General features: G+C 73.9%; 20 protein-coding genes and 1 pseudogene. 15 read left to right on the top strand and 6 right to left on the bottom strand.

All coding sequences use genetic code 11. The features are described from left to right. Nucleotides 1-29: 29 nt before the first annotated feature. Nucleotides 30-1,796, top strand: a complete 1,767-nt coding sequence (locus tag BLU82_RS01600; RefSeq protein WP_092625296.1) for a biotin carboxylase N-terminal domain-containing protein — start codon at nucleotides 30-32, stop codon at nucleotides 1,794-1,796. Nucleotides 1,797-1,880: 84 nt separating this feature from the next. After that, on the top strand, nucleotides 1,881-2,276 hold the full coding sequence (locus tag BLU82_RS01595; RefSeq protein ID WP_092614702.1) for a PPOX class F420-dependent oxidoreductase: 396 nt from the start codon (nucleotides 1,881-1,883) through the stop codon (nucleotides 2,274-2,276). 4 nt (nucleotides 2,277-2,280) lie between these two features. Here BLU82_RS01595 and BLU82_RS01590 read toward each other — a convergent pair whose 3' ends face one another. Continuing rightward, nucleotides 2,281-3,414 (bottom strand): winged helix DNA-binding domain-containing protein, encoded by a 1,134-nt coding sequence (locus BLU82_RS01590; RefSeq protein ID WP_157740458.1) that lies wholly within the window; start codon nucleotides 3,412-3,414, stop codon nucleotides 2,281-2,283. 100 nt (nucleotides 3,415-3,514) lie between these two features. On the opposite strand from BLU82_RS01590, the gene BLU82_RS34620 reads away from it, so the two are divergent. Continuing rightward, on the top strand, nucleotides 3,515-4,753 hold the full coding sequence (locus BLU82_RS34620) for a hypothetical protein (RefSeq protein WP_172885504.1): 1,239 nt from the start codon (nucleotides 3,515-3,517) through the stop codon (nucleotides 4,751-4,753). 3 nt (nucleotides 4,754-4,756) lie between these two features. Further along, nucleotides 4,757-5,230: an NUDIX domain-containing protein gene (locus tag BLU82_RS01580; RefSeq protein ID WP_092614693.1), complete on the top strand. Its 474-nt coding sequence runs from the start codon at nucleotides 4,757-4,759 to the stop codon at nucleotides 5,228-5,230. Here BLU82_RS01580 and BLU82_RS01575 read toward each other — a convergent pair. Next, the gene (locus tag BLU82_RS01575) at nucleotides 5,227-6,594 is read right to left on the bottom strand and encodes an NAD(P)H-quinone dehydrogenase (protein WP_092614690.1); all 1,368 of its coding nucleotides are present in this window, start codon (nucleotides 6,592-6,594) and stop codon (nucleotides 5,227-5,229) included. The two genes, BLU82_RS01580 and BLU82_RS01575, sit on opposite strands and share 4 nt — an antisense overlap. 82 nt (nucleotides 6,595-6,676) lie before the next feature. Between BLU82_RS01575 and lspA the strand changes: the two genes are divergently transcribed. The 5 genes and pseudogenes from lspA to BLU82_RS01550 all read left to right on the top strand — a co-directional run bounded on the left by lspA (nucleotide 6,677) and on the right by BLU82_RS01550 (nucleotide 10,575). Then, entirely contained in the window at nucleotides 6,677-7,306 is a 630-nt protein-coding gene (gene lspA / locus BLU82_RS01570; protein WP_092625294.1) for a signal peptidase II, read from the top strand. Between the two features lie 106 nt (nucleotides 7,307-7,412). Then, nucleotides 7,413-7,817 (top strand): annotated as a pseudogene (locus BLU82_RS01565) (carbohydrate ABC transporter permease); the annotation flags it as partial. Between the two features lie 66 nt (nucleotides 7,818-7,883). Then, nucleotides 7,884-8,696 (top strand): purine-nucleoside phosphorylase, encoded by an 813-nt coding sequence (locus BLU82_RS01560; RefSeq protein ID WP_092614684.1) that lies wholly within the window; start codon nucleotides 7,884-7,886, stop codon nucleotides 8,694-8,696. Between the two features lie 83 nt (nucleotides 8,697-8,779). Further along, nucleotides 8,780-9,745, top strand: a complete 966-nt coding sequence (locus BLU82_RS01555) for an ATP-binding cassette domain-containing protein (protein ID WP_092614681.1) — start codon at nucleotides 8,780-8,782, stop codon at nucleotides 9,743-9,745. Beyond that, nucleotides 9,742-10,575, top strand: coding sequence for an ABC transporter permease (locus BLU82_RS01550; RefSeq protein ID WP_092614678.1), 834 nt, complete (start codon nucleotides 9,742-9,744; stop codon nucleotides 10,573-10,575). Before BLU82_RS01555 ends, BLU82_RS01550 begins: the two co-directional genes overlap by 4 nt. A 3-nt stretch (nucleotides 10,576-10,578) precedes the next feature. Here the strand turns inward: BLU82_RS01550 and BLU82_RS01545 are convergent, their stop codons facing one another. Then, nucleotides 10,579-13,791: a BTAD domain-containing putative transcriptional regulator gene (locus tag BLU82_RS01545; protein ID WP_092614675.1), complete on the bottom strand. Its 3,213-nt coding sequence runs from the start codon at nucleotides 13,789-13,791 to the stop codon at nucleotides 10,579-10,581. A gap of 65 nt (nucleotides 13,792-13,856) precedes the next feature. On the opposite strand from BLU82_RS01545, the gene BLU82_RS01540 reads away from it, so the two are divergent. The 3 genes from BLU82_RS01540 to BLU82_RS01525 all read left to right on the top strand — a co-directional run bounded on the left by BLU82_RS01540 (nucleotide 13,857) and on the right by BLU82_RS01525 (nucleotide 17,154). Beyond that, a complete protein-coding gene (locus BLU82_RS01540; protein ID WP_092614672.1) occupies nucleotides 13,857-15,536 on the top strand; it encodes a phospho-sugar mutase in 1,680 nt (559 codons plus the stop codon). Continuing rightward, nucleotides 15,533-16,126, top strand: coding sequence for a DUF1707 domain-containing protein (locus BLU82_RS01535; RefSeq protein WP_092614669.1), 594 nt, complete (start codon nucleotides 15,533-15,535; stop codon nucleotides 16,124-16,126). The genes BLU82_RS01540 and BLU82_RS01535 overlap by 4 nt, the downstream gene beginning before the upstream one ends. Before the next feature lie 287 nt (nucleotides 16,127-16,413). Continuing rightward, entirely contained in the window at nucleotides 16,414-17,154 is a 741-nt protein-coding gene (locus BLU82_RS01525) for a phosphotransferase family protein (RefSeq protein ID WP_092625292.1), read from the top strand. A 3-nt stretch (nucleotides 17,155-17,157) separates the two neighbouring features. Here the strand turns inward: BLU82_RS01525 and BLU82_RS01520 are convergent, their stop codons facing one another. Together BLU82_RS01520 and hisD are read right to left on the bottom strand one after the other, a co-directional pair. Beyond that, entirely contained in the window at nucleotides 17,158-18,138 is a 981-nt protein-coding gene (locus BLU82_RS01520; protein WP_092614661.1) for a LacI family DNA-binding transcriptional regulator, read from the bottom strand. Between the two features lie 5 nt (nucleotides 18,139-18,143). After that, nucleotides 18,144-19,463 carry a histidinol dehydrogenase gene (gene hisD, locus BLU82_RS01515; protein ID WP_092614658.1) on the bottom strand — a complete coding sequence of 440 codons (1,320 nt, stop codon included), beginning with the start codon at nucleotides 19,461-19,463 and terminating at the stop codon, nucleotides 18,144-18,146. An 85-nt stretch (nucleotides 19,464-19,548) separates the two neighbouring features. Between hisD and deoC the strand changes: the two genes are divergently transcribed. After that, a complete protein-coding gene (gene deoC / locus BLU82_RS01510) occupies nucleotides 19,549-20,505 on the top strand; it encodes a deoxyribose-phosphate aldolase (protein WP_231947674.1) in 957 nt (318 codons plus the stop codon). Between the two features lie 7 nt (nucleotides 20,506-20,512). Here the strand turns inward: deoC and BLU82_RS01505 are convergent, their stop codons facing one another. Beyond that, nucleotides 20,513-22,036: a sialidase family protein gene (locus BLU82_RS01505; protein WP_197682669.1), complete on the bottom strand. Its 1,524-nt coding sequence runs from the start codon at nucleotides 22,034-22,036 to the stop codon at nucleotides 20,513-20,515. Between the two features lie 151 nt (nucleotides 22,037-22,187). Here BLU82_RS01505 and BLU82_RS01500 point away from each other — a divergent pair, with 151 nt between their 5' ends. Together BLU82_RS01500 and BLU82_RS01495 are read left to right on the top strand one after the other, a co-directional pair. Further along, a complete protein-coding gene (locus tag BLU82_RS01500) occupies nucleotides 22,188-23,630 on the top strand; it encodes an aldehyde dehydrogenase family protein (protein ID WP_092614651.1) in 1,443 nt (480 codons plus the stop codon). Then, nucleotides 23,630-24,502: an aldehyde dehydrogenase family protein gene (locus BLU82_RS01495; protein WP_092614648.1), complete on the top strand. Its 873-nt coding sequence runs from the start codon at nucleotides 23,630-23,632 to the stop codon at nucleotides 24,500-24,502. The genes BLU82_RS01500 and BLU82_RS01495 overlap by 1 nt, the downstream gene beginning before the upstream one ends. Nucleotide 24,503: the final 1 nt, after the last annotated feature.

The raw sequence follows: 24,503 nt of genomic DNA, 5'->3' as shown, positions 1-24,503 counted from the left end.
GGGAGGGAGCCAGCGTGGAGTACCGCCGGATCAGCAAGGTTCTCGTGGCCAACCGGGGCGAGATCGCGGTGCGGGTCATCCGCGCCTGCCGCGACGGCGGCCTCACCAGCGTGGCCGTCTACGCCGACGGCGACCGCGACGCGCCGCACGCCCGGCTCGCCGACGAGGCGTACGCGCTCGGCGGCGAGACCGCCGCCGAGACCTACCTCGACATCGCGAAGCTGCTCGGCGTCGCCGCGCGCTCCGGCGCCGACGCCGTCCACCCCGGCTACGGCTTCCTCGCCGAGAACGCCGGGTTCGCGCAGGCCGTCCTCGACGCCGGGCTGGTCTGGATCGGCCCGCCACCGGCCGCCATCACCGCGCTGGGCGACAAGGTCAGCGCCCGGCACATCGCCGCGCGGGCCGGCGCGCCGCTCGTCGCCGGCAGCTCCGACCCGGTCAGCGGCGCCGCCGAGGTGGTCGCGTTCGCCGAGGAGCACGGGCTGCCGGTCGCCATCAAGGCCGCCTTCGGCGGCGGCGGGCGCGGCCTCAAGGTGGCCCGCACGCTGGACGAGATCCCCGAGCTGTACGAGTCCGCGGTGCGCGAGGCCGTCGCGGCGTTCGGCCGCGGCGAGTGCTTCGTCGAGCGCTACCTCGACCGCCCGCGCCACGTCGAGACCCAGTGCCTGGCCGACCGCCACGGCAACGTCGTGGTCGTCTCGACCCGCGACTGCTCGCTGCAGCGGCGGCACCAGAAGCTGGTCGAGGAGGCGCCCGCGCCGTTCCTCACCGACGAGCAGAACGCCGAGCTGTACCGCGCGTCAAAGGCCATCCTGCGCGAGGCCGGCTACATCGGCGCCGGCACCTGCGAGTTCCTGGTCGGTGTCGACGGCACGATCTCGTTCCTCGAGGTCAACACCCGGCTGCAGGTCGAGCACCCGGTCACCGAGGAGGTCACCGGCCTCGACCTCGTCCGCGAGATGTTCCGCATCGCCGAGGGCGCGGAGCTGGGCTACGACGACCCGGTCGTGCGCGGCCACTCGATCGAGTTCCGCATCAACGGCGAGGACCCCGGGCGCAACTTCCTGCCCACGCCGGGCGCCGTCACGACGTTCCGGCCGCCGTCCGGGCCGGGTGTGCGCGTCGACGCCGGCGTCGAGGCGGGCAGCGTCGTCGGGCAGAACTTCGACTCGCTGCTGGCCAAGCTGGTCGTCACCGGCGCCTCGCGACGTCAGGCGGTCGAACGGGCGCGGCGGGCGCTGGCCGAGTTCGAGGTCGGCGGCCTGGCCACGGTCATCCCATTCCACCGCGCCGTCCTCGACGACCCCGCCTTCGTCCCCGCCGCCGACGACGAACCGTTCGCCGTGCACACCCGCTGGATCGAGACGTCGTGGGACAACCCGTTCGCGCCGTTCGCCGCCGCGGCCGCGCCGGAGGGCGACGCCGCGCGCGAGCGGATCACCGTCGAGATCGGCGGGAAGCGGCTGGAGGTCGTGCTGCCGGCCGGGCTGGGCTCGTCCGCCCTGGTCGGCGCCGGGGCCGGGGCGGCCCGGCGGCCGGTGCGGCGCTCGTCCGGGCGGGCCGGTGCGGCCGCGGCCGGCGGCGACGCGCTGACGTCGCCGATGCAGGGGACCATCATCAAGGTGGTCGCCGAGGACGGTCAGACGGTCGCCGAGGGTGACGTCGTGGTCGTCATGGAGGCGATGAAGATGGAGCAGCCCATCACGGCGCACAAGGCCGGCACGGTCACCGGGCTGTCCGCCGAGGTCGGCGCCACCATCGCGAACGGCGCCGTCATCTGCACGATCGAGGGCTGATTCCGGGAAGTGTCGCGGGTGCGTCCGGTGTTGTGGAAGGTGGCAACACTTGACACGTCAACCTTTTCTGAAGGGATGCACCATATGCCCGCACTGTCGGACACCGCCCGTGAGCTGTTCTCCCGCCCGATCCCGGCCTGGGCCACCGTCCTCGACGGCGACGGCCGCCCGCACAACTCGATCGTCTGGGTAGACGTCGACGGCGACGGCGTCGTCTTCAACACCGCCGCCGGCCGGGTGAAGGAGCGGCGGCTGCGCGAGAACGACGTCGTCTCGGTGAGCGTGCTGGACCCGGACAACGCGTGGCGGTGGGCCAGCGTCACCGGCCGCGCCACCCTCACCACCGATGACGGCGACGACGTGATCGACCGGCTGGCGAAGAAGTACCTCGACGCCGACAGCTACCCCTTCCGCAAGGAGGGCGAGCAGCGGGTGACGGTGCGCGTCGCCGTCGACCGGGTGCACGAAGAGGCCGCCTGACGCCTCACCCCCAGGCGAGCCGCGGCTCGGCGTCGAACAGCTCTCCGTAGCGCCGGGCCGCGGCCGTCGCCGCCTTCTTCGTGGCGGCGCTGACCTGGGCGAACGACTCGACCGTGATGGTCAGCGCGCCGTTCTTCAGCTCGTGGCTCCAGACGCCGCGCACGACGCCGTCGACCAGCACGACCGGCGAGATCCAGCCGGCGGCGCGCGACACGCGGTCGATGAAGCCGTCGGGCACGGTGTGCGCGCGGTGCCCGATGGGCGCGATGACGTACGGGTCGAAGCCGGGCAGCAGGTGGACGCCGGTGCTCGCTCCGTCCCCCTCGTGCTCGTGGAGGTCGGCCAGCGCCGCCGGCGTGGACCAGCACGCGACGCCGTCGACCTCGGCCTCGACCATGACGTCGGCGTGCTCCTTGAAGACCCGCCGCGCCTTCGCGGCGTCGATGCCCCACCAGCGGCTGAAGTCGACGTGGGTGGCCGGGCCGTAGACGTCGAGGAACCGCTCGATGAGCGTGCTCAGGGCGGTGTGCTGGTCGGGCTGGTCGTCCCACGAGACGTCGGGCAGCCAGGTGCGCGGGCTGGTGAAGGTGACGTTGCGGTCGCGCTCGGGCCCCGAGCAGAGCAGGCCGCCCGCCGCGGCCGGCTTGAACATCTGGCCCCACCCCGACCGCACCGCGTCGGCGATGCCGGGGGCGCGGACCTCGCGGGCGATCTCGGCCAGCAGCTCCTCGCGGGTGAGCACCCGGCCGGGCAGCACCTGACCGATGATCTCGGTGACCTGCTGCAGCACGGCGAGGTTGACGCCGTGGTAGCGCTCCCAGGCGGCGTTGACGTTGGGCCACTGCCGCTGCGCCCAGGCCGCCACCAGCAGCGGCAGCTCGTGCGACGGGAACAGGTGCAGCGTGCCGCGCATGCCCCACGTCTTCACCAATGTGCGGTCGGTCCACAGCGCCGTGGCGGTGTCGCCCAGCGCGTAGCCCGGCGTGCGGACGGCAGCGATGAGCTCGGCGGACGACGCCACCTGCGCGTGCAGCCCCACCAACCGGCCCGCGGTGTCGACGAGACCTGCGGACGGGTCGGTGACGTGCAGGCGCCGCAGCCGGCGGGCCAGCACCTGGTTCCAGGTGAGCTTCTCCACGGGTCCATCGAACCACCCGGCCCCGACAACGTCGGCCCGGCTGATCGACTCGGCCGGACCTGCTCGTGGCACAACCCGCCAGACCGTGGATGATGGGTGTATGTCGAGCAGCTTGGACGACGTCGCCGCCAACCTCCGTGATGACCCGCTCTACGTCGACCCGGCCGCGGTCGACGAACTCAACGCCGAGGGGTTCACGTTCGACGGCGGCGCGGAGTCCTCGGTGCGCGACGCGATCAACGGCGCCGACACGCCGTTCTACGTCGCCGTGCTACCGGCCGACGCCGCCGATTCCGGCGCCGCGCGCACGCTCAGCGGCACTCTCGGCGACGGCACGTACCTGGTGATCTTCGGCGACACCAACCTCAGCGCCGGCTCGACGGAGATCGACAACAACGTCGCCCAGGCGGCCAGCTCCGCGCTCAGCGATGGAGGCGACGACCTCGGCACCGGCATCACGAACTTCATCGAGTCGGCCGAGCGAGTGATCGCCGACGGCGGCTCGGGCGCCGGCGGCGGAGGCGGTGGCGGCGGCACCGGGTCCGGCGACAGCGGCGGGGGTGGTCTGCTCCCCCTCGCGATCCTGGCGGCCGCCGGCGGCGGTGGCTTCCTCCTGTACCGCCGCAACAAGCGCAGCAAGGAACGCGCCCAGCTCGAGCAGGTCCGCGGCGCCCTCGAAGAGGACATCACCAAGTACGGCGAGCGGCTGTCCGAGCTCGACCTCGACCTCCGCCACGATTCCAAGGTCCCGATCGAGGCGCGCAACGAGTACGGCCGCGCCCTCGACCTCTACGAGAACGCCAAGACCTTCGCCGACCGCGCCGAGCGGCCCACCGATCTCAAGCCCGTCACCACCGCCCTCGAAGAGGGCCGCTGGCTGCTGGCCTGCGTCGACGCTCGGGTCAAGGGCGCACCGCTCCCGGAGCGCCGGCTGCCCTGCTTCTTCGATCCCGGCCACGGCCCGTCCGTCGAGGACGTCGAGTGGGCCCCCATGGGCGGTGCGCCGCGGACAGTACCGGCCTGCGCGGCCGATGCCATGCGGGTCAAGGCCGGTGCCGACCCCGAGACGCGCATGGTCCCGGTCGGCGACGGCGAGCGGCGTCCGTACTACGACGCCGGTCCCGCGTACGGCGGCTGGGCCGGCGGCTACTTCGGTGGTCTGCTTCCCGGCATGCTCATGGGCACCATGCTGGGTTCGGCCCTGTCCAACCCCGTCTACATCGACGGCGGCGGTGGCGGGGACGGCGGCGGCGGTGACTGGGGCGGCGGCGACTTCGGTGGCGGTGACTGGGGCGGCGGCGACTTCGGTGGCGGAGACTTCGGCGGCGGCGACTTCTGACCCGTGCCGACTCCTGAGTTCATCCTGACGCTGCGCGAGCGCGTCGGCCATGAACTGCTGTGGCTGAGCGGCGTCACGGCGGTGATCGTCGACGGGGAGGGGCGGGTGCTGCTGCACCAGCGCTCCGACACCGGGCAGTGGTCGCTGATCAGCGGCATCCTCGAGCCCGGCGAGCAGCCCGCCGTCGCCGTCGTGCGGGAGGCGTGGGAGGAGACCGGGGTGCGCATCGAGGTCGAGCGCATCAGCAGCGTGGTCGCCGGTGCGCCGGCGGCCTACCCGAACGGCGACCGCGTCCAGTTCCTCGACATCGCGTTCCGGTGCCGCCCGGTCGGCGGCGAGGCGCGGGTCAACGACGACGAGTCGCTGGCGGTCGGGTGGTTCGCGCCGGACGACCTGCCGCCGCTGCCCGACGACCAGCAGCAGCGGCTGCTGCAGGCGCTGAAGGACGACCCCGCGCCGTACTTCGTGAGGAACTAGTCGCGGCGGTGCAACTGCCGCGCCGCCTCGGCCACCGAGCCGGACAGCGACGGGTAGACGGTGAAGGCGCGGGCCATCTGGTCGACGGTGAGTGCCGCCTCGACGGCCAGTGAGATGGGGTGGATCAGCTCGCTGGCCCGCGGCGCCACCACCACCCCGCCGACGATGATGCCGGTGCCGGGCCGGCAGAACAGCTTCACGAAACCGTCGCGAATGCCCAGCATCTTCGCCCGCGCGTTGGTGGCCAGCGGCAGCTTGACGGCGACCGCGCCGATCTCGCCGGCGTCGACGGCGGCCTGGGACCAGCCGACGGTGGCGATCTCGGGGTCGGTGAAGACGTTCGCGGCGACGGTCTTGAGGTTCAGCGGCGACACGGCGTCGCCGAGGGCGTGCCACATGGCCGTGCGCCCCTGCATGGCGGCCACCGACGCGAGCATGTTGACGCCGGTGACGTCGCCGGCCGCGTACACGCCGCGCGCGGACGTGCGGGAGACGCGGTCGACCTTGACGAAGCCGCGGTCGTCGAGCGCGACGCCGCACTCGGACAGCCCGAGCCCTTCGACGTTCGGCACCGACCCGACCGCCATGAGGCAGTGCGAGCCGCGCACCGCGCGACCGTCGGTCAACGTGACGACGACCCCCGAGCCGTCGCGCCGCACCGACGCCGCCCGCGACCGCGACAGCACGTTCAGCCCGCGCCGCGCGAACACCTCTTCCAGGACGTATGCGGCGTCGGCGTCCTCGCCGGGAAGGACGCGGTCGCGCGACGACACCAGCGTGACGTCGGAGCCGAGCGCGTTGTAGGCGCTGGCGAACTCGGCGCCGGTGACGCCGGACCCGACCACGATCAGGTGTTCGGGGAGCTCGTCGAGGTCGTAGACCTGCTCCCAGGTGAGGATGCGCTCGCCGTCGGGCTCAGCCTCGGGCAGGATGCGCGGCCGCGCGCCGGTGGCCAGCAGCGCGACGTCGGCGACGAACTCGTGGGCGCCGTCGTCGACGACGACGCGGTCGCCGGGAGCCAGCCGCCCGCTGCCGCGCAGGATCTGCACGCCGGCCTTCTCGACCGCGGCCGTGGTGTCGGCCGACTGCGCCTTGGCCAGCGCCAGCACCCGCTGGTTGACTCGCCGCAGGTCGACGCCGACGGAGTCGTGGCCCAGCTCGACGCCCAGCTCCGCCGACTCGGCGGCGTCGCTGACCACCTCGGCGGTCGCGATGAGGGTCTTGCTGGGCACGCAGTCGGTGAGGACGGCCGAGCCGCCCAGGCCGTCGCGGTCGACCAGCGTGACCTCCGCTCCGAGCTGCACCGCCACCAGCGCCGCCTCGTAGCCGCCGGGTCCGCCACCGAGAATCGCCACACGTGTCACCCGGCCATTGTCCCGTACAGCGCGACGCCCTGTCGTCCGCCCGGTGCTGGGGCGCGGCGCACCGGCATGGCACCCTTACACCGTGCCGACCACACCCGACCCCGCGGCCGGCGACGATTCCGCGCCCGGCGACCCATCGCCCGAGCAGCCCGGCCAGCCCGGCCAGCCCGGCCAGCCCGCGCCGCCCGAGCAGCCGCCCGCGTCGACGAACTGGCGGCTGATCGGCCGGCTCGCCGCCATCACCGTCGTGCTGACGGCGGTCGACCAGCTGACGAAGTGGTGGGCCGAGCGCGAGCTGGCCGGCCGCGAGCCGATCGAGATCGTCGGCGACCTGCTGCAGCTGCGGCTGCTGTACAACTCGGGCGCGGCGTTCTCGATCGCGACCGGGCTGACGTGGCTGCTCACGCTGCTCGTGGTCGTGGTGATCGCGGCGGTCATCCGGGCGTCGGCGAAGCTCGGCTCGACGGCGTGGGCCATCGCGCTCGGCCTGCTGCTGGGCGGCGCGTTCGGCAACCTCATCGACCGGCTGTTCCGCGATCCGGGCTTCCCCGAGGGGCACGTCGTCGACTTCATCGACTACGGCGGCCTGTTCGTGGGCAACGTCGCCGACATCGCCATCACGGTGGCGGCCGTCCTCATCGCGATCCTGACCTGGCGCGGAGTCAGCATCGACGGCGTCCGCCGCGACCCCGCGCCGAAGGCCGGCGCCTGACCGATCCGTCCGTGATTCCCGCTCCGCCCGTTTGAGCGTTCCAACGCTGGGCACGGGCACAGGCACGACATCGTGCCCGCGAGGAGGCGGAACGGATGAGGACACGGCGTTCCAGCTGCCGCTGACCATCTTCATCCTGACGACGTTCTACGCGGCGATCCCGAAGGAGCTGGAGGAGGCGGCCCGGGTCGACGGCGCGACACCGTTCCAGGCGTTCTACAAGGTGGTGCTCCCGCTGGCGGCGCCCGGCGTGTTCGCCGCCGCCATCATCGTCTTCGTCGCCGCCTGGAACGAGTTCCTGCTGGCCAGCACGTTCGCGCCGCGGAATCCGGAGATCGCGCAGACGGTGCCGGTGGCGATCGCCGCGTTCACCGGCCAGGTGGAGTTCCAGCGCCCGATCGGCACCATCACCGCCGCCTGCGTCGTCGTCGTGATCCCCATGGTGCTGGTGGCGCTCGCCTTCCAGCGCCGCATCGTCGCCGGCCTGACGGCGGGCAGCGTGAAAGGCTGAAACGGACGCCCGCCTCGCCTCGTCGGGCATGGAGGCGAGGCGGGCGCCGCGAGGTACAGTCGGCCGGTGACCGAGCTGCTGGACGATCCGCGGGCCGCCGCACGGGCCGCGGCCGAGCACATCGCCGCCGCCACCGGGGTGCAGCGGCACGACATCGCGCTGGTGCTGGGGTCCGGGTGGGGCGGCGCGGCCGACCTCGTCGGCGAGACCGTGGCGACCATCCCCAGCACGGACGTCCCGGGGTTCGCGAAGCCGGCCGTCGAGGGGCACGTGGGCACGCTGCGCTCCGTCCGCATCGGCGACACCGGCCGGCACGCGCTCGTCCTCGGCGCCCGCACCCACCTCTACGAGGGCCGCGGCGTGCGCGCCGTGGTGCACGGGGTGCGCACGGCCGCCGCGGCGGGCGCACGCACGCTGGTGCTGACGAACGGCTGCGGCGGGCTGCGCGAGGAGTGGCCGGCCGGCACACCGGTGCTGATCAGCGACCACCTCAACCTGACGGCGGAGTCGCCCATCGAGGGGGCGAACTTCGTCGACCTCACCGACCTCTACGCACGGCGGCTGCGCGCCGTCGCCCGCGAGGTCGACCCCAGCCTGCCCGACGGCGTCTACGTGCAGTTCCGCGGCCCGCACTACGAGACCCCGGCCGAGGTCCGCATGGCGCAGCGCCTCGGCGGCGACCTCGTCGGCATGTCGACGGCGCTCGAGGCCATCGCCGCCCGCGAGGCCGGCCTCGAGGTGCTCGGCATCTCGCTGGTCACCAACCCCGCCGCCGGCATCAGCACGACGCCGCTGAGCCACGCCGAGGTCATCGAGGCAGGTCAGGCCGCCGGCCCGCGCATCAGCGCGCTGCTCGCGGCGGTGGTCGCCAAGCTCTGACGGGGCCCGTCAGCGCTCTGTCAGCGGCCGGTCAGCCGCTCCCCCGACGCTGAATCCTGAGCAGAACGAACTCAGGAGGACGCATGAGCACTTTGGCCATCGAGGCGCACGGCCTGGTCAAGACGTTCGGCGAGAACCGCGCCGTCGACGGCGTCGACCTCGCCGTCCGCGCCGGCACCGTGTACGGGGTCCTCGGGCCGAACGGCGCCGGGAAGACCACCACCGTCCGCATGCTCACCACCCTGCTGCGCCCCGACGGCGGCAGCGCGCGGGTGCTGGGCCGCGACGTCGTCGACGACGCCGACGAGGTGCGCAGGTTCATCGGCCTGACCGGCCAGTACGCGTCGGTCGACGAGGACCTCACCGGCACCGAGAACCTGGTGCTGCAGTCGCGGCTGGTCGGCCTGAGCCGCACCCAGTCGAAGCGGCGGGCGGCCGAGCTGCTGGAGAGCTTCGACCTCACCGACGCCGCGAACCGGCCGGTCAAGCACTTCTCCGGCGGCATGCGCCGGCGCATCGACCTCGCGGCCAGCATCGTCGTCACGCCGGACGTGCTGTTCCTGGACGAGCCGACCACCGGCCTGGACCCGCGCAGCCGCGGGCAGGTCTGGGACATCGTCCGCGACCTCGTCGCCGGCGGCACGACGGTGCTGCTCACCACGCAGTACCTCGACGAGGCCGACCAGCTGGCCGACCGCATCGCCGTCATCGACCGCGGCACCGTCATCGCCGAGGGCACCAGCGCCGACCTCAAGGCGTCCGTGGGCCGCAGCTCGCTGCACCTGCGGCTGGCCGACGAGACGCAGCGCGACCTCGCCGAGCGGCTGGTGGCGCAGACCCTGGACACCACGCCGCACCGCACACCCGAGGCCGGCGTCATCACCGCCCCGGTCGCCGACCCGGACCTCGTCGCCGACCTGATGATCCGGCTGCGCGCAGAGGGCGTCCGCATCGACGAGATCGGCGTGCAGCGCCCCAGCCTGGACGAGGTCTTCCTCACCCTGACCGGCCACAGCGCCGACGACGACACCGAGAGGACCGCCGCATGACCACCACCACCGAAACCCGTGCCGTCGAGCGGCCGGCCAGCAGCGTCGCCGCCCGGGTGGAGCGCCCGCAGCCGCCGAGCGCGCTGTCGGCCAGCCTGACGCTGGGCTGGCGCAGTGTGCTGAAGATCCGGCGCATCCCGGAGCAGCTGTTCGACGTGACGTTCCAGCCGGTGATCTTCATCGTGATGTTCGTCTACCTGTTCGGCGGCGCCGTCTCCGGCAGCACGCAGCAGTACCTGCAGTTCGTGCTGCCCGGCATCCTCGTGCAGACCGTCGTGATGGCGTCGCTGTACACCGGCATCTCGCTGAACACCGACATCGGCAAGGGCATCTTCGACCGGTTCCGCTCGCTGCCGATCTGGCGGCCGGCCGCGCTGGTCGGCGCGCTGCTGGCCGACAGCATCCGCTACGTCGTGGCGGCGGTCGTCTGCCTCGGCGTCGGCATGGCGATGGGCTTCCGGCCGGACGGCACCGCGCTCGACGTGGTCGCCGCCGTGCTGCTGGTGCTGGTGTTCGCGTTCTCGCTGAGCTGGATCTTCGCCTTCCTCGGGCTGGTCATGCGCTCGGCCGGCGCGGTGCAGGGCGTCAGCATGCTGGCGATGTTCCCGCTGACGTTCGCCAGCAACGTGTTCGTCGACCCGTCGACGATGCCCGGCTGGCTGCGCGCGTGGGTCGACGTCAACCCGGTGTCGCACCTGGTCACCGCGGTGCGCGGGCTGATGGCCGGCGCTCCGGAGGCGGGCGCGATCGGGTGGTCGCTGATCGGCTGCGCGGCCCTGGTCGCGGTGTTCGCGCCGCTCACCGTCCGGGCCTACCGCCGCAAGGCCTGACCCTCACGGGCGGAGCAGCGTCCCGATCTCCCGCACGACGGCGACGCCGGGGAGGTCGTGGACGCGCTCGCGCTCGGCCGCCAGCAGCTGCTCGTCGGGTTCGGGGAGCTCGGCGAACGCCGGGTGGCGGACGTCGCCCAGCAGCTCGACGGCGCCGACGCGGCGGCCGAGCGCGATCAGCCGGGCCCCGCGGCCGCCGTCGCCGCGGACGAGGGCCAGCCGGCCGTAGGCGACCGCGACCACGCCGATGACCGGCCGGTCGCCGTCGGCGACCGCCAGCCGGTACGCGTCGGTGAGCAGGTCGTCGACGTCGTCGCGGCCGACCCGCAGCCGGGCCAGTGCCGCGCCGGCCAGCGCCATGACCCGCAGCTGCGGCGGCCCGCCGATCTCCTCCGACCGCGCCGCCGCGACCGCGACGTCGTAGTGCGCCAGCATGGACACGGCGTCGCCCATGCGCGCCGCGGCCTCGGCCAGCCCGGCCTCGGCCATGGTGACGACCTCGGGGTCGTGCGGGTAGCGCTCCTGCAACGCGGTCAGCTCGGCGACGCCGCGCGAGACCTGACCGGAGCGGACGAGCACGATCGCGCGCAGCAGCTGCACCTGGCGGCCGTCCTCGCGGATGCCGAGGATGTCGAAGCTGCGCACGGCCTCGTCCAGCAGCTCGATGGCGGTGGCGCCGTCGCCGTCGGCGGCCTCCGTCAGCCCGAGGGTCATCGAGGTCATCGCCACGCCCCACCGGTCGCCGACCGCCGCGAAGCCGGTCCGCGCCTCCTGCGCCAGCCGGCGCGACTCGCCCCGTTCGCCCTCGTTGTCGGCCAGGATGCTGAAGAACAGCGCCGCCATGGACCGCGCCCACGGGTCGCCCGCCGCCTCGACGCTCGCGGACGCCCGCTGCAGCGCGGCCGGGCGGCCGTTCATCGCGGCGAGCACGAGCTCGCCGAAGGCCCGCGCCAGCGGGCTCAGCCCGGCGTCGCCGCGGACGAGGCGGCGCAGCCGCCTGATGTACCGCACCCCCATGCGCGTCGGCCCGGCGACCAGCGAGTTCGGGATCATGATGGCGTACAGGACCGCGGCGGTGCTGGGGTCGGCCGGCCCGTCCAGCGCGATCAGCTGCTCGCCCCAGCCGGCCACCTCGAAGTGCAGGCCCAGCGCGGCCCAGTACCAGCACATCGTCACCGCGATGGTGTACGCCGACCGGGTGTCGCCGGTGTCGATGGCGGCGCGCAGCCCGGCGACCAGGTTGTCGTGCTCGGCGGCCAGCACGCCGAACCACGTCACCTGGCCGCGGCCGCGCAGGTTCGGCTCGGCCCGCAGCGCGAGGCCGGCGGCCCAGGCGACCAGCCGGGCCATCGTCGCGGCGCGTTCGCCGGCCGCGTCGAGCTCGGCGTCGGCGAACTCGCGGACGGTCTCGAGCAGCCGGAACCGCACCGCGCCGCCGGACTCGTCGACGACCAGCAGCGATTGGTCGGCCAGCCCGGCCAGGGCGGCCTCGACGGCGTCGGCGTCGACGTCGCCGAACCCGCAGACGGCGGCCGCGGTGACGGCGTCGGCGCCGACGGGCAGCACGGCCAGGCGGCGCAGCACCGCCTGCTCGGCGGGGTCCAGCAGCTCCCAGCTCCACCGGACCACGGCGAGCAGCGTGCGGTGCCGCTCCGGAGCCGACCGCGGGCCACCGACCAGCAGCCCGAACCGGTCGTCGAGGCGGGCGGCCAGCTGCTCCACCGACATCGATCGCACCTTCGCCGCGGCCAGCTCGATGGCCAGCGGCAGGCCGTCGAGGTGCCGGCAGATCTCCGTGACGACATCGGGGTCCAGCCGGGCGGACGGGCGGGCCGCCCGGGCGCGGTCGTGGAACAGCCGCACCGCCGGGTAGTCGAGCGGGCCGGCGCCGTCGGGCGGCAGCGCCAGCGCGGGCAGCGGGTGCACGACCTCGCCGTCGACGGCGAGCGGGGTGCGGCTGGTGGCCAGCACGCGGACCTCCGCCGACGCCGTCACGATCTCGTGCACGACCTGCGCGACGGCGTCGACCAGGTGCTCGCAGTTGTCGACGACGATCAGCGCGTCGCTGTCGGCCAGCAGGTCGCGCAGCCGCTCGATCGGCGTCCGCGACAGCGGGTACCCGGCGCGGTCGACCAGGCTGACCTCGCGCAGGCCGACCGCGGCCAGCACGGCGGGCAGCACGTCGGCGTCGTCGCGCAGACCGGCCAGCTCGACGAGGTGCACCGGGCGGCCGGTGCGGTCCTGCCGCCGCAGCCCCAGCTCGGTGGCGAACCGGGTCTTGCCGACGCCGCCCGGGCCCAGCAGCGTGACCAGCCGGGCGTCGTCGAGCAGCGCCTCGACCCGGGCCAGCTCGTCGTCGCGGCCGAGCAGCGGGGTCGCGGAGCGGCGCAGCCGGGGGCGGCCGGGCCCGGCCAGCTCCGGCCCGCCGGGCGGGCCGGGCGGGCCGGGTGCGGCCGTCGCGATCAGCGGCGACGGGCCGAGCCGCAGCGCCGCGCGGTCGTGCGTCAGCACCGCCAGGTGGACGTCGCGCAGCTGCGGGCCGGGGTCGGCGCCGAACGCCTCGGCCATGCGCTCCCGGCCGTCCTCGTACGCGGCCAGCGCCTCGGCCGGTCGTCCGGTCGCGACCAGCGCCCGCATCAGCTGGCCGAGCAGCGCCTCGTCCAGCGGGTGGTCGTCGACCAGCGCGGCCAGCTCGGCCGGGAGGTCGGCGTGGGCGCCCCGGCGCAGGTCGGCCTCGATGCGGGTGCGGCGCAGGTCCAGCCGCAGCGTGGCCAGCCGGACCGCCTCGGCCGGCGCGAACGGCGCGTCGCCGACGTCGGCCAGCGGCTCGCCCCGCCACAGGCCCAGGGCCTGGCCGGACGCCGCGGCCGCCGCCGCGGGATCGCCGTCGCGCAGCGCCGCCGTCGCACCGGCCAGCAGCGCGTCGGCCACGGCGGCGTCGACGTCGTCGCGGCCGACCGCGAGCCGGTACCCGCCGGCCGCCGCCTCGACCGTCACCGGGTGCCCGTTCAGCGCCTTGCGCAGCCGCGACGCCGCCGCCTGCACGGCGTTGGCCGGGTTGGCGGGCGGCCCGGCCCACAGGTCGTCGACGATGGTCTCGACCCCGACGACCCGGCCCGGCGCCAGGGCCAGCCGCGCGAGCAGCGCGCGCACGCCCGCGCCCGGGATCTCACCGGCGGCGCCGACGCGCACCGGTCCGAGGATGGAGACCTGCATGCTCCTAGGATCTCCTGAACACGGACCGGCGCACGGCGCCGCCCCGTGAGAAGGGAAGGTTCGCGATGACCGACGTGCTCGAGCAGGCCCGCGCCTGGCTGGCCGACGACCCCGACCCGGCCACCCGGGCGGAGCTGCAGACGGTGCTCGACGCCGCCGCGACCGGCGACGACGCCGCGACCGCGGACCTCGCCGACCGGTTCACCGGCATCCTCCAGTTCGGCACGGCCGGGCTGCGCGGCGCCATCGGCGCGGGCCCGAACCGCATGAACCGCGCCGTCGTCATCCGCGCCGCCGCGGGGCTGGCCGCGTACCTGCTGGCGGCCCGCACCCCGGTGAACGGCGCCCGGCACCGCGTCGTCATCGGCTACGACGCCCGGTACCGCTCCTTCGACTTCGCCACCGACACCGCCGCCGTGCTGACCGCGGCCGGCATCGAGGCGCTGGTACTGCCGCGGCTACTGCCGACACCGGTGCTGGCGTTCTCGGTGCGGCGGCTGTCCGCCGACGCCGGGGTCATGGTGACGGCCAGCCACAACCCGCCCCAGGACAACGGCTACAAGGTGTACCTCGGTGGTCCCGACGGCGGCTCGCAGCTGGTCGCGCCGGCCGACGCCGAGATCGCCGCACACATCGACGCCGTCACGTCCGTCGCGTCGGTGCCGCGGGCGCCGGACGGCTGGGCCGAGATCGGCGAGGACGTCGTGACGGCCTACCTCGCCTCCGCCGCCGGGGTGGCCGCGCCGGGCGGGCCGCGCGACCTGCGCATCGTCCACACGTCGCTGCACGGGGTCGGCGGCGTCACCGCCGGCGAGGCGCTGATCCGGGCCGGCTTCACCGATCTGCACACCGTCGCCGAGCAGGCCGAGCCCGACCCCGACTTCCCCACCGTCGCGTTCCCCAACCCGGAGGAGCCGGGCGCCATCGACCTCGCGCTGGCGCTGGCGCAGCGCGTCGAGGCGGACATCGTCATCGCGAACGACCCGGACGCCGACCGGTGCGCCGTCGCCTTGCCCGCGCGTTCCGGCGACGGCTGGGCCATGCTGCACGGCGACGAGGTCGGCGCGCTGCTCGGCGAACACCTCGCGGCGCGAGGGCGCACGGGTGTGCTGGCCAACTCGATCGTGTCGTCGCGGCTGCTCGGGCGCATCGCCGCGGCGCACGGGCTGCCGCACGCCGAGACGCTGACCGGCTTCAAGTGGATCTCGCGGGTGCCCGGCCTGACGTACGGCTACGAGGAGGCGCTCGGCTACTGCGTCGACCCCGAGTCGGTGCGCGACAAGGACGGCATATCGGCGGCCGTGCTGGTGGCCGAGCTGGCCGCGTCGACGTCCGCGGCGGGACGGACGCTGTGGGACGTGCTCGACGACCTCGCGGTGGCGCATGGCCTGCACGCGACCGACCAGCTCTCCGTCCGCGTCGAGGACCTGTCGCTGATCGCCGCCGCGATGGCCCGGCTGCGCTCGGCGCCGCCCTCGTCGCTGGCCGGGTCCCCCGTCGTCACGGCAGACGACCTGCTGGCCGGCGACGGCGGGCTGCCGCCGACCGACGGCCTGCGCTACGTCACCGCCGACTCCACCCGCGTCGTCGTCCGGCCGAGCGGCACCGAGCCGAAGCTCAAGTGCTACCTCGAGGTCGTGGTCCCGGTCGCTGACGGAGACGTGCCGGCGGCGCGGACGACCGCCCGCGACCGGCTGGCCGCCGTCCGCACCGACCTCGGCTCGGCGCTCGGGCTGCCGTCATGAGCACCGACGAGCCCGACCGCCGCCTGCTGCGCGTCTCGCACGCCGACCGCGACCGGATGGTCGAGCTCCTCCGCGACGCGGCGGCCGACGGGCGGCTGGACACGTCCGAACTGGAGGAACGGGTCGAGCGGGCGCTCCGTGCGCGGACCTTCGCCGACCTGGAGCCGTTGACGGAGGACCTCCCGGTGGCGGCTCCCGCGCCGCCGGCGGTCCCCGACACCACGCTCGTCCCGGCCGACGACGTGGTCCGGTGGCAGGCCGCCGGCCAGCGGTTCCGCCGCGAGGGCGCCTGGACGGTGCCGCCGGTCGTCGAGCTCGGCCTGATCGGCGGCTCGGCGCGGCTGGACTACACCCAGGCGCTGCTGCCGGAGGGCGGGCGGAGCACGCTGCGCCTCTCGACGTCCGGTTCGCGCGTGCGGCTGACCGTGCCGCCGGGTGTGGCGGTGGACCTCAGCGACCTCGCCGCGACCGGCAGCCGGGTCCGCGACCACGCCGCCCGGCGGGCCGCGCCGGGCGTGGTGACCCACGTCATCACCGTCACCGGCACCATGTACGGCGGCAGCCTCCGCGTCGACCCGTCCGGCTCCTAGCCACCCGCGCCCCACCCGGCCGCCCCCCACAACAGCCGCCCCGCCCCGTCGCCCGCGTCGGCGGCGTCGGCGGCGTCGGCTGCGTCGGCTGCGTCGGCTGCGTCGGCTGCGTCGGCTGCGTCGGCTGCGTCGGCTGCGTCGGCGAGTGTGTCGGTGCCCGCCCGTAGGGTGGGCCCCACCCGGGCCGGGAGGGGTCGGCGTACCAGCCAACCAGCGAACCTGCAAAGACCGGCGCACGCGGCAAAACCCGTTGCGACGCCGGCGAGCGGCCTTCGAGAATGGCCGGCGTGCAGGAGGTCGAGGTCGTCGTCGCGCATCGGGAGCGGACGACGTTGCGGGTGGGCGACGTGTTCCTGAAGGTCGACGCCGATCCGGCCCGGCTCGAGGTCGAGGTCGAGGCGATGGCCCTCGCGCCCGTCCCCACACCACGGGTCCTGTGGCACGAGCCGCCCGTGCTCGCCCTCGCCGCGCTCCCCGGAACAGCGCTCGGCGTCCTCGGCGAACCGTCGCCCGCCTCGTCGGCGGCGTGGGCCGCGGCCGGCGCCGCCGCGCGGAGGCTGCACGAGGCGCCGCTGCCGCCGTGGCCGGGCCGGGGTCCCGAGCGCGACGCGACCGGCCTCGACGACGAGTGCGAGTGGCTGGTCGCGAACGGCGTCCTCCCCGCCGACCTGGTCAGGCGCAACCGCGAGGTCGCCGAGGCCGCGTTCCGGCCGTGGACGCCGGTGTTCTCGCACGGCGACTTCCAGCTCACGCACGTGTTCGTCGACGGCGACGAGGTCACCGGCGTGCTCGACTGGTCCGAGGCGGGCCGGGGCGACCCCATGTTCGACCTCGCCACTCTGACGCTCGGCCACGAGGAACACCTCGACGACGTCGTCGCGGGCTACGGCACGGACGTCGACTTCGACGTGATCCGCGCGTGGTGGTCGCTGCGCAGCCTGCTGAACATCCGCTGGCTGTTCGAACACGGCTTCGACCCGGCGATGCCGGGCGGCGAGATCGACGTGCTGCGCGCCGCCGCAGGGTGAGACCTACGCCGGCCCGGTCGTCGTGCGCACGACGAGCTCGGCCGGCAGCACCTCGTGCCGCGGCGGCAGCGCGGGGTCGTCGATGCGCTCGTTCAGCAGCGCGACGGAGCGGGCGGCCATCGCGGCCTGCGGCTGGCGCACCGTCGTCAGCCCGATCGTCGGCCACGACGCCTGGCGGACGTCGTCGAAGCCGGCGACGGACAGCTGGGCCGGCACCGCGACGCCCAGCGCGGCGGCCGCGTTGAGGGCGGCGAACGCGACCTGGTCGTTCAGCCCGACGATCGCGGTGGGCGGCGACGACCCGGTCAGCAGCGACGTCGCCGCCGCCACGGCGCGGGCGTAGTCGAACCCGGTCTCGACGACGTCCGCCACCGGCAGGCCGAGCGACGACAGCCGCGAGCGGATCCCGGCCAGCCGCCGCGCCGACGTGCTCGCGCCGGGCAGCCCGGCCAGCACCGCGATGCGCCGGTGCCCCAGCCCGGCCAGGTGGTCGACGACGGCGGCGGCGCCGGCCGGGTGGTCGCCCTCGACGGTGTCGCAGGCGGCGTCGACGACCCGGTTGGCCAGCACCACCGGGAACCGGCGCGCCACCAGGTCGGCCACCGCCGCGGACCCCTCGACCGCGGCGGTGAACACGATGCCGTCGACGCGTTGCTGCAGCAGCAGTTCCACCGAGTCGCCGGCGTTCTGCAGCACCATGTGCTGGCGCCGGGCGCCGAGGCAGGCGGCGATCTCGTCCAGGAACTCCGGGTAGAACGGGTTGGTGAGGTCAGACACGACGACGCCGACCAGGCCGGTCCGGCTGGTCACCATCGACCGCGCCGCCGCATTGGGGGTGTAGCCGAGCTCGCGGCTGATGGCCAGGATGCGGTCGCGGGTGGCCGCCGCGACCCGCCCGCCGTTGAGCGCCCGCGACACCGTCGCCTGCGATGTGCCCGCCGCTCGCGCGACGTCGACGCTGGTGGGAGGACGTCCAGAGGCCATGCCGGTCAGTCTCGCACGGCCCCGAACGCGTGGTCGGTCCACGGCAAGGACCCGCCGGTGTGCGCGGCGAAACGGATGTCGCCGGAGCGGGCGTGCCCCTCGAACAGCTCGACCCGCGACGCGCGACCGCACACCTCGCCGAGCAGCGCGCTGGACGCCGGGTCGGTGATCTCCTGGTACGTGACGGTCTTGAGGTACTTCCCGACCCACAGTCCGCCGGTGTAGCGGGCCGCGCCGCGCGTCGGCAGCACGTGGTTGGTGCCGATGACCTTGTCGCCGTACGACACCGTCGTCAGCGACCCGAGGAACAGGCTGCCGTAGTTGTGCAGCCGGTCCAGCGCCGCCCGCGGGTCCGCCGTCAGCACCTCGACGTGCTCGAACGCACGCTCGTCGACCAGCGCGTACGCCTCGTCCAGCGAGGCGGCGACGTGCACCTCGCCGTGATTGCGCCAGGCCGGCTCGGCCATGTCCTTCGTCGGCATGCCGGGCAGGATCTCCTCGACGTGTGCCATCGCCGCCTGGGCCAGTTCCTCGCTGGTCGTGATGAGGACGGCGGGCGAGTCCGGCCCGTGCTCGGCCTGCGACAACAGGTCGACGGCGACGGTGAACGGGTCGGCGGTCTCGTCGGCGAGCACCAGGATCTCCGTCGGCCCGGCGAACAGGTCCAGCCCGACGCGGCCGTAGAGCTGCTTCTTCGCCTCGGCGACGTAGGCGTTGCCCGGCCCGGCGATGAGGTCGACCGGCGGGACGGTCTCGGTGCCCAGCGCCAGCGTGCCGATGGCCTGGACGCCGCCGAGCAGGTAGATCTCGTCCGCGCCGGCCAGCGACATCGCCGCGATCGTCGCAGCGGGGATCTCGCCGCGGATCGGCGGCGTGCAGGCCGCCACCCGCGGCACGCCGGCCACCTTCGCCGTCACGATCGTCATGTGCGCCGACGCGGTCAGCGGGTAGCGCCCGCCCGGGATGTAGGCGCCGACGGACGCGATCGGCAGGTGCTTCTGCCCGAGGCGCACGCCCGGCAGCGTCTCGACCTCGAACTCGTGCATCGACGCCAGCTGCCGTTCGGCGAACCCGCGCACCTGTGCCTGCGCGAACCGGATGTCCGCCAGCGCCTGCTCCGGCACCGTCGCGACGATCCGCTCGATCTCCTCGCCGGTCAGCCGGAACGACGACGGCGACCAGGAGTCCAGTTGCTCGGAGTACTTCCGGACGGCGGCGTCGCCCCCGGCCTCGATCTCGGCCAGCATGCTCGCGACGGTGGCGGTGACGGCGGCGGCCTCGGCGCTGCGGTCCACGGCGGCGGAACGATCCTTGAGCGTCAGCATGTGTATACGTATACACCCGCCGCCCGGCAGGAGGCCAGACCCGGCCGGATCTCGAAGGACGGACGAGCGGCCTAGACTCGAAGGCGTGACCCTGCTCGACGACGCGCGCCTGTCCGACATCGCCTCCTCCGAGGCGTCGTTGCGCCGCTTCCTGCACGGCCTGCCGGGGGTCGACCAGACCGGCGCCGAGGCCCGGGCGGCCACGCTGGCCACGCGGTCCATCAAGACCACGGCCAAGCAGTACGCCATCGACCTCGCCATCTCGATGATCGATCTCACCACGCTGGAGGGCCAGGACACCCCGGGCAAGGTGCGGGCGCTGTGCGCCAAGGCGCTGCGCCCCGACCCGTCCGACCGCACGGTCCCCCAGGTCGCCGCCATCTGCGTCTACCCCGACCTCGTCGCCACGGCGGTGGAAGCGCTCGGCGGGGCCCGGAGGACGGTGAAGGTGGCCAGCGTCGCCACCGGGTTCCCGTCCGGGCGCACCAGCCTGGCGGTCAAGGAGGCCGACACCCGCGACGCGGTCGCGGCCGGCGCCGACGAGGTCGACATGGTCATCGACCGCGGCGCGTTCCTGGCCGGCCGCTACGGCGCGGTGTTCGACGAGATCGTCGCGGTCAAGCAGGCCGCCGGCGACGCCCACCTCAAGGTCATCCTCGAGACCGGTGAGCTCGCGACCTACGACAACGTCAGAAGGGCGTCGTGGCTGGCCATGCTGGCCGGCGGCGACTTCATCAAGACCAGCACCGGCAAGGTCGCGCCGGCCGCCACGCTGCCCGTCACGCTGGTCATGCTCGAGGCGGTCCGCGACTTCCGCGAGGCCACCGGCCGCCAGGTCGGGGTGAAGCCGGCCGGCGGCATCCGCACCAGCAAGGACGCCATCAAGTACCTGGTCCTGGTCAACGAGACCGCGGGCGACGACTGGCTCGACCCCGACTGGTTCCGGCTCGGCGCGTCCAGCCTGCTCAACGACCTGCTCATGCAGCGGCAGAAGCTCGCCACCGGCCGCTACGCGGGCCCCGACTACTTCACCCTCGACTGACCTCCGCTCACCCGGCGGCCCGGAAGAACGTGCTGGCCGGGTCGGTGCCGTGCGACTGCGAGAAGAACGCCGCGAAGTCCGTCCCGATGTTCGACAGACCCTCGTAGTCACCGGTGAAGAACCCGAGCGCGAACGGCGCCAGCCGCATGTCGAACGGCGCGTTCGTGAGCCGGACCTCGGCACCCCAGTTCGCCTCGTCGGCGCAGCTCGCCGGCGTCGCCGGGTGGCAGTGCACCAGCCAGTAGTCGGTGGGCAGCGTCGTGGCCGACGGCGTGTTGTTGCGGAAGTCGTAGTACGTCACGCCGATCGTCCCGTCGTCCGCCACCTGCACCGACGCCGTGAACGCCTGCTGGTTGCCGGCGGGCACGGTGCCGGGCGTCGCGTTCACCTCGATCGGCTCGGACCAGGTCAGCCCGCCGTCGAGAGACTGCGAGAAGGCGATGCTGTCGAACTGGCCGCCGCTGAACCGGGCATCCTGCCAGACGGCGTACAGCGCGCCGGTCTCACGGTTCACCGCGATGTCGGGGATGATGTCGCCGGTGCGGACGGGGTCGCCGGTGTCCGGGTCGGTGATCTCGATGGTGCCCAGCCGGCTGATGAAGATCCGTTCGGACCACGTGACGCCCTGGTCCTCGGAGATCATGACGGCGACGTTGTTGCCGCGCCGGCCGCCGCGGTTGTCGTTGCGGATCTCGTTGAAGACGTTCACCAGCGTGCCGTCGGGCTGCACGACGATCTGGTTGCCGATGGTCTGGTCGCGCATGCCCGGGTCGTAGATCTCCTTCGGCGCCTCCCACGTCACTCCGCCGTCCGTGCTGCGGGCGAACCAGGCCGGCCCGGAGAACGCCTGGGTGACGAAGCCGGCGATCACGCTGGCGCGCTCGCTGCCGGGGAAGACCAGCCGGTCCCAGACGGCGTACACGAGGTCCGGGTCGGTGGGGTCGGCGGTGATGGTCTGCTTGTCGTTGAAGACGTTCGCGTCCAGGTCGCGGATCACCTCGACCGGGTCGCTCCACGTCAGCCCGCCGTCGTCGGAGTAGCTGGCCAGCAGCGCGTGGTCGAAGTCGCGCGGCTCGAACGGCGGTGCTACGTCGTTGAACGACAGCGCCAGCTGGTGCAGCCGACCGTCCGGGCCGAACGAGACCCACGGATCGGTCGCGCGGTCGTACGTGCCGCCGGAGCACAGCGTGATGTCCGGGATGACCACCTGCTGCCAGGTGCCGCCGCCGTCCTGGCTGACCCCCGCGACCAGTCCGCGGGCGCCGCCGTTGTCCCAGCGGTCGGCCTGCCAGATGCCGACGACGTTGCCGGCGTCGGCCGGGTTCACGTCCAGCCACGGCTCGACCTCGCTGTTGAGGTACACCGTCCCGGACTGCTCGTCGATGCCGTCCGCGGTGCAGCCGAGGAACGGGCTCGTCCCCGACACCTGGACCAGCGGCCCGGTGACCAGCGGCCCGGCGATCGCCGGGATCGCGCCGGCCACGATGAGTCCGGTCCCCGCGATGAACGTGACGGCTCGCCGACTGGGCATGATGATCGCCCCCCGAGGTCGATTCACACGCCTCTCGACGCTGGCACCGCTCACGGACCCGCGCAAGCACCGGTACGGACAAACGGCGGCGGTCCGGAGCGCCTACGCTGGGTACCGTGCAGGCCGACCAAGTGACCATGGACTGATCACCATGACGAAGTTCGAGTACGCGCCGGCTCCGGAGTCGCGGGCCATCGTCGACATCCGCAGTTCGTACGGCCTGTTCGTGAACGGCGAGTTCGCCGAACCCATCGACGGCTCGACGTTCAAGTCGGTCAACCCGGCCACCGAGGAGGTGCTGGCCGAGATCGCGTCGGCCGGCGCCGAGGACGTCGACAAGGCGGTCCAGGCCGCCCGCCGCGCCTACGAGCGCACGTGGTCGAAGCTGTCCGGGCGCGACCGCGGCAAGTACCTGTTCCGCATCGCCCGCATCATCCAGGAGCGGGCCCGCGAGCTGGCCGTCCTCGAGTCCATCGACAACGGCAAGCCGATCCGCGAGTCCCGCGACGTCGACATCCCGCTGGTCGCGGCGCACTTCTTCTACTACGCCGGGTGGGCCGACAAGCTGGCGTGGGCCGGCGCCGGGCCCGACCCGAAGCCGTACGGCGTCGCCGCGCAGGTCATCCCGTGGAACTTCCCGCTGCTCATGCTGTCGTGGAAGATCGCGCCCGCGCTGGCCGCCGGCAACACGGTCGTGCTCAAGCCGGCCGAGACCACCCCGCTGACGGCGCTGCTGTTCGCCGAGATCTGCCAGCAGGCCGACCTCCCGCCGGGCGTCGTCAACATCCTCACCGGCGCCGGCGACACCGGCCGCGCGCTGGTCGAGCACCCCGGCGTCGACAAGGTCGCGTTCACCGGGTCCACCGAGGTCGGCAAGCAGATCGCCCGCAGCGTCGCCGGCACCGCCAAGAAGGCGACGCTCGAGCTGGGCGGCAAGGCCGCGAACATCGTGTTCGACGACGCCCCCATCGACCAGGCGGTCGAAGGGATCGTCAACGGCATCTTCTTCAACCAGGGCCACGTGTGCTGCGCGGGCTCGCGGCTGCTGGTGCAGGAGTCGGTGTACGACGACGTCCTGGGCCGGCTGAAGCGGCGGCTGGGCACGCTGCGCGTCGGCGACCCGCTCGACAAGAACACCGACATCGGCGCCATCAACTCCGCCGAGCAGCTGGCGCGCATCCGCGAGCTGTCCGAGGTCGGCGAGGCCGAAGGCGCCGAGCGCTGGTCGCCCGAGTGCGAGCTGCCCGAGCGCGGCTTCTGGTTCCCGCCGACGCTGTTCACCGGCGTCACCCAGGCACACCGCATCGCCCGCGAGGAGATCTTCGGCCCGGTCCTGTCGGTGCTGACGTTCCGCACCCCGGCCGAGGCGGTCGAGAAGGCCAACAACACGCCGTTCGGGCTGTCCGCGGGCGTGTGGACGGAGAAGGGCTCGCGCATCCTGTCCATGGCGCAGCAGCTGCGGGCCGGCGTCGTCTGGGCCAACACGTTCAACCGGTTCGACCCCACGTCGCCGTTCGGCGGCTATAAGGAGTCGGGCTACGGCCGCGAGGGCGGCCGCCACGGTCTGCTGGCGTACCTGAAGGGCGAGCACTGATGGCCGAGCGTCTGGCTGTGAAGAAGACCTACAAGCTCTACGTCGGCGGCAAGTTCCCCCGTTCGGAGTCCGGCCGGTCCTACGAGGTGGTGGACGCCAAGGGCACGTTCCTGGCCAACGCCGCCTGGGCCTCGCGCAAGGACGCCCGCGACGCCGTCGTCGCCGCCCGCAAGGCCTTCGGCGGGTGGTCCGGTGCCACGGCGTACAACCGCGGCCAGGTGCTGTACCGCGTCGCCGAGGTCATGGAGGGCCGGCACGCCCAGTTCGTCGACGAGGTCGCCGCCGGCGAGGGCGTGGCCCGCGCGAAGGCCGTGTCGCTCGTCGACGAAGCCATCGACCGCTGGGTCTGGTACGCCGGGTGGGCCGACAAGATCGCCCAGGTGGTCGGGTCGAGCAACCCGGTCGCCGGGCCGTACTTCGACTTCTCCGTGCCCGAGCCCACCGGCGTCGCCGCCGTGCTGGCGCCGCAGCGCTCGTCGCTGCTGGGCCTCGTCTCGGTGCTGGCACCGGTCATCGTCGGCGGCAACACGGCGGTGCTGACGGCGTCGGCGGAGCGCCCGCTGCCGGCCATCACGCTGTCCGAGGTGCTGGCGACGTCCGACGTCCCGGGCGGCGTCGTCAACGTCCTCACCGGCGCCCTCGCCGACACCGCGCCCGTCCTGGCCGCGCACATGGACGTCAACGCCGTCGACCTCGCCGGCGCCGCGGGCGACGCCGAACGGGCGAGCGCGCTCGAGCTGGCCGCGGCCGACAACCTCAAGCGGGTGGTGCGCGCGCCGCAGGCCGAGCCCGACTGGATCGCCGAGCCCGGCCTCGAGCGCATCACCGCCTACCTCGAGACGAAGACCGTCTGGCACCCGGTCGGCGTCTGAC

Origin of the sequence: Jiangella sp. DSM 45060 (genome assembly GCF_900105175.1) — a bacterium.
Taxonomy (GTDB): domain Bacteria; phylum Actinomycetota; class Actinomycetes; order Jiangellales; family Jiangellaceae; genus Jiangella.
This window is presented reverse-complemented; position numbering and strand designations above follow the sequence as displayed.